We start from the raw sequence: 8879 nt of genomic DNA, 5'->3' as shown, positions 1-8879 counted from the left end.
AGATCATGATCTTCGAAGCCGAAGGCGCTGCCGCCCCTGCTGAAGTGGCTGCACCGGTTGCTGCTGCTCCGGCTGCCGCACCTGCCGCTGCCGTGCGCAAAGATGTGCACGTACCGGACATCGGTGACGACGAAGTGGACGTGACTGAAATCATGGTTGCCGTGGGCGACATGGTTGAAGCCGACCAGTCCATCATCGCCGTGGAAGGTGACAAGGCCTCCATGGAAGTACCGGCTCCGTTCGCAGGCCGCGTAGTCGAGATCAAGGTTGCCGCTGGCGCCAAGGTCTCTACCGGCTCTCTGGTTATGGTTTTTGAAGTGGCTGGCGCTGCGCCTGCTGCCGTTGCTGCACCGGCTCAAGCTGCCGCGCCCGTGGCTGCAGCCCCGGTTGCCGCTGCGGCCAAAGAGGTCAACGTACCGGATATCGGTGGCGACGAAGTGGAAGTCACCGAGATCATGGTTGCGGTGGGTGACAAGGTTGAAGCCGACCAGTCCCTGATCGCCGTGGAAGGTGACAAGGCCTCCATGGAAGTGCCTGCGCCGTTCGCCGGTGTGGTCAAAGAGATCAAGGTGAAGGCGGGTGACAAGGTCTCCACCGGTTCCCTGATCATGGTATTCGAAGTGGCTGGCGCTGCCCCTGCTGCCGCGCCGGTTGCTCAAGCTACCGCTCCGGTCGCTGCAGCCCCTGTTGCCGCTGCTCCGGCTCCGGTTGCCCAGGCTGCTGCCGCTGCGACCGATTTCGTTGCCAACGACGCTTACGTGCACGCCTCTCCGGCGGTACGCCGTCTGGCGCGCGAGTTTGGCGTCAACCTGGCCAAGGTGAAAGCCTCCGGTCGCAAGGGCCGCATCGTCAAAGAAGACGTACAAGCCTACGTGAAGGATGCCATCAAGCGTGCCGAGTCCGCTCCTGCCTCTGCCGGCGTAGCCGGTGGCAACGGTCTGGGCGTACTGCCGTGGCCGAAGGTAGACTTCAGCAAGTTTGGTGATGTGGAAGAGGTCGAGCTGACCCGCATCCAGAAGATCTCCGGTCCGAACCTGCACCGCAACTGGGTCATGATTCCTCATGTCACCCAGTTCGACGAAGCCGATACCACCGAGCTGGAAGCGTTCCGCAAAGAGCAGAACGCGATGCTCGAGAAGCAGAAGGCCGACGTGAAGATCACCCCGCTGGTGTTCATCCTGAAAGCCGCCGCCAAGGCGCTGGAAGCTCACCCGCGCTTCTGCAGCTCCCTGTCCGAAGATGGCAGCAAGCTGATCATGAAGAAGTACATCCACATCGGTGTGGCGGTAGATACCCCCAACGGTCTGGTTGTGCCCGTGGTGCGCGATGTTAACAAGAAGGGCATCATGGAGCTGTCTCGCGATCTGGCCGAGATCTCCAAGAAGGCCCGTGCTGGCAAGCTGACCGCTGCCGACATGCAGGGCGGTTGCTTCACTATCTCCAGCCTGGGTGGCATCGGCGGTACCAGCTTTACCCCGATCGTCAACGCGCCGGAAGTGGCCATCCTTGGTGTTTCCAAGTCCGAGATGAAGCCGAAGTGGAACGGTAAAGAGTTCGCGCCGCGCCTGATGCTGCCGCTGGCTCTGAGCTACGACCACCGCGTGATCGATGGTGCCGATGGGGCTCGCTTCATCACCACCATGAACGGCGTGCTGTCCGACATTCGTCGACTGGTCCTGTAAGTGAGAGGGCGGGCCCAGAGCCTGCCCTTTTTACTTCTCATTTCATTAACATGATCGTAAACTTGCCCCGTTTTTTTCACGGCTGCAGCCACCCGTTTCGGTATAAGACTGCGCTGTCCGGGGATATAAGAACGACAAAGAGGTCATGATGAGTAAAGAAATCAAAACCCAGGTCGTAGTACTGGGTGCTGGCCCTGCCGGTTATTCCGCTGCTTTCCGTGCAGCCGATCTGGGTCTGGATACTATTATCGTCGAGCGTTACTCCACCCTGGGTGGCGTCTGCCTGAACGTGGGCTGCATCCCCTCCAAGGCGCTGCTGCACGTTGCCAAAGTGATTGAAGAAGCCAAGGCGCTGGCCGAGCACGGCATCGTCTTCGGTGCACCGCAGACCGACATCGACAAGATCCGTCTGTGGAAAGAGAAGGTTATCAACCAGCTGACCGGCGGTCTGGCTGGCATGGCCAAGATGCGTAAAGTTCAGGTTGTTAACGGCTTCGGTAAATTTACCGGCCCGAACACCCTGGAAGTGGAAGGTGCCGACGGCAAGACTACCGTGACCTTCGACAACGCCATCATCGCGGCCGGTTCCCGTCCGGTGAAGCTGCCGTTCATCCCCCACGATGACCCGCGCGTATGGGACTCTACCGATGCGCTGGAGCTGAAAACCGTTCCCGGCAAACTGCTGGTTATCGGTGGCGGCATCATCGGTCTGGAGATGGGTACCGTTTACTCCTCTCTGGGTTCCGAGATCGACGTGGTGGAATTTGCCGACCAGCTAGTTCCGGCTGCCGACAAAGATATCGTCAAGATCTACACCAAGCGCGTCGCCAAAAAATTCAACATCATGCTGGAGACCAAGGTCACCGCAGTTGAAGCGCGCGAAGACGGCCTGTACGTCTCCTACGAAGGCAAGCACGCCCCGGCCGAGCCGGTTCGTTACGACAACGTGCTGGTTGCCGTAGGTCGTGTGCCGAACGGCAAGATGCTGGATGCCGAGAAGGCAGGCGTTGCCGTGACCGAGCGCGGTTTCATCGAGGTGGACAAGCAGCTGCGTACCAACGTGGCGCACATCCACGCCATCGGTGACATCGTGGGTCAGCCGATGCTGGCGCACAAAGGTGTGCACGAAGGTCACGTTGCCGCCGAAGTGATCGCCGGCAAGAAGCACTACTTCGACCCGAAAGTGATCCCGTCGATCGCCTACACCGAGCCAGAGATGGCATGGGTTGGTCTGACCGAGAAGGAAGCCAAGCAACAGGGCCTGAACTTCGAAGTCGCTACCTTCCCGTGGGCTGCTTCCGGTCGCGCCATCGCGTCCGACTGTTCCGACGGTATGACCAAGCTGATCTTCGACAAGGAGAGCGGCCGCGTCATCGGTGGTGCCATCGTGGGTACCAACGGTGGTGAACTGCTGGGTGAAATCGGTCTGGCCATCGAGATGGGTGCTGACGCCGAAGATATCGCGCTGACCATCCACGCTCATCCGACTCTGCACGAGTCCGTGGGTCTGGCTGCCGAAGTGTTCGAAGGCTCCATCACCGACCTGCCGAACGCCAAGGCCAAGAAGAAAAAGTAATTTTCTTCCCCGCTTGTCTAAAAAGCCGCTCGAATGAGCGGCTTTTTGTTTTCTCCTTGCTGCCCCGACTTCGACAAAGCCCAATATGCTAAAGATAGGTTTTGGCACTGACGAGAGAGGCACGATGCTAGAAGCACCCATTCCACCCGATGAGGCATTGCGGTTGGAGACCCTGCGGCGGCTCTCTTTGCTGGATTCCGAGGCCGAGGAGCGGTTTGATCGGCTGACCCGCATGGCCCGACGGGTGTTCAATGTCCCCATCGCGCTGGTGAGTCTGGTGGATGAAGATCGCCAGTGGTTCAAATCCTGTATCGGTCTGGAGGTCCGTGAGACTGCCCGGGACATTTCGTTCTGTGGCCACGCCATCATGGGCAATGAGACCTTCATCGTGCCGGATGCTTCGCAGGATCCCCGCTTTGCCGACAATCCGCTGGTGGTGGGGGGGCCCGGCATCCGCTTCTATGCCGGACAGCCACTGCGGATCGCCAACGGTTGCAAACTGGGGACGCTCTGCATCATCGATACGGTGCCACGGGAATTGAGTGAGGAGGATGTGGGGCTGCTCAAGGATCTGGCGGCGATGGTGGTGCGGGAGCTCGAAGCGGTGCAGCTGGCCACCATTGATGAGTTGACCTTGATCTCCAATCGGCGCGGGTTCGTGATGCTGGCGGAGAAGAGCCTCTCGCTGGCCAGTCGCTTGCAGATGCCACTGGCGCTGCTCTATCTGGATCTCAATGGCTTCAAGGGGATCAATGATCGGTGGGGGCATGCAGAAGGGGATCGGGCCCTGATCGCCTTTGCCACTCTGCTCAAGCAGGCTTTTCGGGGCGCAGACGTGTTTGCCCGCATGGGCGGCGATGAGTTCGCCGTCCTGCTGCCCAATGTGGTAGAGGCGCAGGCACAACTGGCCTATGAGCGTTTCAATGCCATGTTGGCCGAGCACAATCAGCACAGTGGTTGCGGTTATGCGCTGACCTGCAGCACCGGGATTGTCTGCTACGACGGGCGCGGTTGTGTGTCTCTGGCCGAGCTGCTCACCCGCGCAGATGAGCTGATGTATCAGCGCAAACGGGATGGCAAGGGCTGACTGCTATGCCGGATTAGCCGCCACCAAAACAACAGAGAGCGCCACGGCGCTCTCTGTTGTTGATGACTCAGGTCAAGGTCGGGGTTAGAGCCGGAAGTTGCCAACCAGCTTGTCCAGCTGACCGGAGAGCTGCTGCAGGCTGCGGCTCGATTCGGTCAGCTGGTGGGCGATATCGGCGGTCTCCATGGTGAGCTGGTTGATATCTTCTACGTTGCGGTTGAGCTCGCCGACCACGCTGGACTGCTCCTCGGTGGCGGTGGCGACCTGAATATTCATGTCGTTGATCTGGGTGATGTGGGCGGTGATCTGGCCGAGGGCGGCGTTGGCCTCATCGGCCTGGCTCACCACCTCCAGACTCTGGTTACGCCCCTGCGCCATGGCGCTGACAGCGCGGGCACTCTGCTCCTGCAAGCGGTTGATCATCCCCTGGATCTCGGCGGTCGAGGCGGCGGAGCGGTTGGCCAGATTGCGCACTTCATCTGCCACCACGGCGAAACCGCGACCCTGTTCACCGGCGCGAGCGGCCTCGATGGCGGCGTTCAGTGCCAGCAGGTTGGTCTGCTCCGAGATGCTGCGGATGGTTTCGAGGATGCTGCCGATGGAGTCGGTCTGGCTCGCCAGCGACTCGATAACCCCTGCCACCTGCTCAATCTCGCCAGAGAGGTCGACGATGCCGTGTCGCGCCTGAGCTACCACTACTGCCCCTGCATCGGCCTGATCGTTGGCCTGTCTGGCTACTTCGGCTGCCAGAGAGGCGTTACCGGCGATCTCGCTCACCGTGGCCCCCATTTCGTGGATGGCGGTGGCCACCTGCACGGTGCGGTCACGCTGGGCAGTACAGTTGTGCTGGGTCAGCTGCGCCTTGTTGGCCACCTCGTTGGCGGTGGCCGCGAGCTGGCGGGAGTTCTCTGCCACCTGCTCGATGGATCCGTGGATCTTGGCGACGAAGTTGTTGAAGCCGGTGGCGACCTGACTCAGTTCGTCACGTCCCTCCACTTTCAGGCGCTGGGTGAGATCACCATCGCCGCTGCCCAGCTCCTTGAACAGGCGGGCCAGCTCGTTGAGCGGGCGGCTGACCGAGCCTGCCAGCAGCATCCCCATCAGCCCCATGGCAAGCGCAATCACCAGCGAGATCATCAGGATCTCGTTGCGGGTCTGATCCAGCTCGGCATAGATCTCGGCTTCTGGCACCTGAGCCACCAGATACCAGTCGAGCAGCGGGATATAGCTGCTGGCCAGTACCATGGGCTCGCCATTGACTTCGGCGTTGATGACGGCAAAGGGACGTTTGGCCAGCAGGCTGCCGGTATCACCGCTGGCAATGTTGCCAAGCGTGTCACGCTCGATGCGGTTGGCCTCGGGGTGCAGCTTCACCTTGCCGCTGCCATCGACCATAAAGACGATGCCGCTCTCTTCCAGCCGGAAGTTGGAGACCATGGTCACCATGGTGTCGAGTGATTTGGCAAAGCCGGCCAGCCCGCGCCCGTTGAGCTGCTGGAAGTTGACGAACAGCTTCACCTCGCCGTTGCTCTCGCGGAAGATGCTGAGGATCATCTCCTTCTGGCTCTTGGTGTAGTCATAGAACCAGGCGTCCTGCGCTGGGGTCAGGTTGCGCAGAAAGCCATCCTGGTTGTAGTAGGCTGCGGTCTGGCGATCGGCGAAGGAGGCGGTCACCAGACCATACTGGTTGGCCACATCCTTGAGCTGGTTGATGAGGATCGGCTCCTGCTCTTTGGGCATGCCCCGATCCACCCAGTCGAGGATGAAGCGGTCGGTGGCCAGTTGGCGGGCGGCCTGGGCGATGCCGTGGAGATCCTGTTCAATCTCCTTGCTGATCCGCTGGGTCAGGTTGGGGAGCTCCTGCTCGAACATCCGGTTTTCGATCAGTTGCTGGGCCGAGCGTTGACTGAAGTAGCCTACCAGCAGGCAGGAGACGACCACGGCCAAGGTGACCGTGGCCAGTATTTTCTGTTTAAGAGTGAGGGTTGCCAGCATAAAGGTGCTCAAAAGGTTGAGATTGACGACGCTCATATTAGCGGCAGCGCGGCGCTACCCATGAGGCTTGCAGCCCTTTATTTGCGGATTACGTTTGCGCTCACAGGGGCGGCGGCGTGCCCCGTCGGCATGCTGCACAGGCGGGATGCGGATTGACGGTTGCGCTAACTGCCGGGCCCCTTATAGTAGAGGCCATCCTTGGTGACTGACCCTCTGAATAATATGGAAAATATGATGCGCAGCTTAGGTGCGGGATGGACCCGTCTGCTTTTGGTTATGCTGGCGGCCTGCCCGCTGCTGGCTGTGGCGGCACAGGGGGAGCGCCCAAAAATTGCGGTGGTGCTCAGCGGCGGCGGTGCCAAGGGTTCTGCCCATATCGGCATCCTCAAGGTGCTGGAGCAGAAACGGATTCCGGTCGACATCATAGTCGGCACCAGCATGGGCTCTTATGTGGCGGGGATGTATGCCATGGGGCTCAGTGCCGAGGAGGTGGAACGCACCACTTTGGCCATCGACTGGAACAAGGGGTATCAGGACAAGGTGGGCCGCGACGAGCTGTCGTTGCGCAAGAAGCAGCAGAACGAGCAGTACCAGCTGCGCACCGACATAGGGGTGAATGGCGACACCACCCAGCTGCCGGACGGTTTCTTCCAGGGCCAATCCATGGCCAGCCTGCTGCGGGGGGCCACCTCCAACCTGCCGGTGCAGGAGAGCTTCGATGATCTCCCCATTCCCTACCGCGCCATGGCGACCGACATGGAGACGGTCACCCCCTTCGTGCTCGATCACGGCAGCCTGGCCAAGGCGATGCAGGCCTCCATGTCCATTCCCGGCGCCCTCAAGCCGGTGGAGTGGGAGGGGCACATCCTGGCGGACGGCGGCAGCGTCAACAACATGCCGGTGGATGTCGCCAAGGCGATGGGGGCCGACGTGGTGATCGCGGTGGATATCGGTGCCAAGCTGCGTACTCGGGAGTCCCTCAAGTCAGGGTTGGCGATGATTGACCAGCTCACCACCTACATGACCCAGGTGGGCACCGACAAGCAGAAGGCGCTGATGGGACCGAAGGATATTCTGATCGCCCCCGAGTTTGGCGATATGGGGATCGCCGACTTTGCCCGGATGCCGGAGGGGATCAAGATCGGTGAGACGGCGGCTGACAAGGTGTCGCTGCAACTCGATAAGCTGTCGCTCACCAAGGCGCAGTACAACGCCTATCGCAACCAGAAGCTGAGCCGTCGTGCCGAGCGTAGCGGTCAGCCCGCCTACTTCATCGACAAGGTGGAGATCATCAACAAGTCGCGCCTCTCCGATGAGACGGTGCGCGCCATGCTGAAAGTGCGGCCTGACAAGGTACAGACCAACGAGAGTCTGGAGGCGGGCATTCGCCGCCTCTATGCCCTTGAGTCGTTCGATCGCATCACCTACGAGGTGGAGGAGCGTGATGGGGAGAACGTGCTGCTGGTGGACGCCAGCGAGAAGAACTGGGGGCCGGGCTACCTCAACTTCCAGTTCGGTTTCACCGATGACTTCGAGAACACCTCCAACTACAACGTCGGCATGTCCTATACCCTCACCAACGTCAACGAGTGGGGGGCGGAGTGGCTGACCGAGGCGTCGCTGGGCACGGCCAAACATATCAAGACCGACTTCTATACCCCGCTCGAACCCTCCCAGACCTTCTATGGTGAGGCGAGTCTGGCCTATGACCAGACCCTGCGCCGCCTGTTTTTCCCCAATCCGGATCCCGAGATGGTTTCGATAAGCTATCTCGACTCCGAATACTCCTTCTTCAGCGGCGATCTGGCGGTGGGCTGGAACCGCCAGCCCTGGAGCCGGTTGTCGATGGGACTGGAGGGACAACTGGGCACGATTGATGTGAAGAACTTCAAGGGGCTGGAGATGGATGCCACGGCGTGGGGCCCCTATGTCCGTTTTGAACACGACAATCTGGATAGCCTCTATTTCCCCTATCAGGGGGTGAAATGGGACATGAAACTGGGCCACTCCCATGTCAGTGTGGATGGACTCGAGTCGGCAGATGGGCGCAGTGAAGGCTGGAATTATCAGCTCTCGATGATCAAGCCCTGGTCATGGGACAGGCACAGCCTCAACCTGATCCTCGAAGGGGGGGGCTCGGGCAGTGAAGAGGTGGTGCCGCTGCATATTCAGGATCTGGGCGGGCTGTTCCGCCTCTCCGGTTTCCAGCGCTACCAGCTGAGCGGTCGCTACAGCCTGTTTGGTGGCCTGCGCTACATCTATCGGGTGGCAGACAATGACTTCGGTGCCCTCAAGATGCCGCTCTATCTGGGTGGATCTCTGGAGCAGGGCGGGGTCTGGAACAAGGGTGAGGATATCAGTCTGGAGAGCTCGTTTACCGCCGGGTCGGTTTATGTCGGGGTGGAGAGCTTCCTCGGCCCTGTGTTCCTCGGCTACGGCATGGCGGAGGGGGGCAATGACGTCTTCTATCTGCAATTGGGCAGTACGTTCGAATAATGCCGAAATGATGCCAATTTGTTAACTCTGATTGAGGGTGTTC

Annotated in this window: 5 protein-coding genes; 4 read left to right on the top strand and 1 reads right to left on the bottom strand. The window is 60.4% G+C overall.

Annotated elements, in window-relative coordinates:
- From aceF to DBR30_RS14295, 3 genes are all read left to right on the top strand, one after another.
- On the top strand, positions 1–1682 hold a 1682-nt coding region (aceF, locus tag DBR30_RS14305), incomplete at its 5' end, for a pyruvate dehydrogenase complex dihydrolipoyllysine-residue acetyltransferase (RefSeq protein ID WP_258224438.1).
- A 148-nt stretch (positions 1683–1830) separates the two neighbouring features.
- Positions 1831–3258, top strand: a complete 1428-nt coding sequence (gene lpdA, locus DBR30_RS14300) for a dihydrolipoyl dehydrogenase (RefSeq protein ID WP_043126937.1) — start codon at positions 1831–1833, stop codon at positions 3256–3258.
- A 124-nt stretch (positions 3259–3382) separates the two neighbouring features.
- A complete protein-coding gene (locus tag DBR30_RS14295) occupies positions 3383–4345 on the top strand; it encodes a sensor domain-containing diguanylate cyclase (RefSeq protein WP_108541643.1) in 963 nt (320 codons plus the stop codon).
- 84 nt (positions 4346–4429) lie between these two features.
- Here the strand turns inward: DBR30_RS14295 and DBR30_RS14290 are convergent, their stop codons facing one another.
- A complete protein-coding gene (locus tag DBR30_RS14290) occupies positions 4430–6340 on the bottom strand; it encodes a methyl-accepting chemotaxis protein (RefSeq protein WP_108541644.1) in 1911 nt (636 codons plus the stop codon).
- Between the two features lie 234 nt (positions 6341–6574).
- Here DBR30_RS14290 and DBR30_RS14285 point away from each other — a divergent pair, with 234 nt between their 5' ends.
- Positions 6575–8836, top strand: coding sequence for a patatin-like phospholipase family protein (locus DBR30_RS14285; RefSeq protein ID WP_108541645.1), 2262 nt, complete (start codon positions 6575–6577; stop codon positions 8834–8836).
- Positions 8837–8879 lie beyond the last annotated feature (43 nt).

The organism is Aeromonas sp. HMWF017 (genome assembly GCF_003061465.1).
Lineage (GTDB): Bacteria > Pseudomonadota > Gammaproteobacteria > Enterobacterales > Aeromonadaceae > Aeromonas > Aeromonas veronii.
This window is presented reverse-complemented; position numbering and strand designations above follow the sequence as displayed.

Bases quoted from the DNA above. Each gene is read 5' to 3' on its own strand.
- lpdA (WP_043126937.1), top strand. From the start codon at position 1,831: ATGAGTAAAGAAATCAAAACCCAGGTCGTAGTACTGGGTGCTGGCCCT.
- DBR30_RS14295 (WP_108541643.1), top strand. From the start codon at position 3,383: ATGCTAGAAGCACCCATTCCACCCGATGAGGCATTGCGGTTGGAGACC.
- DBR30_RS14290 (WP_108541644.1), bottom strand. From the start codon at position 6,340: ATGCTGGCAACCCTCACTCTTAAACAGAAAATACTGGCCACGGTCACC.
- DBR30_RS14285 (WP_108541645.1), top strand. From the start codon at position 6,575: ATGCGCAGCTTAGGTGCGGGATGGACCCGTCTGCTTTTGGTTATGCTG.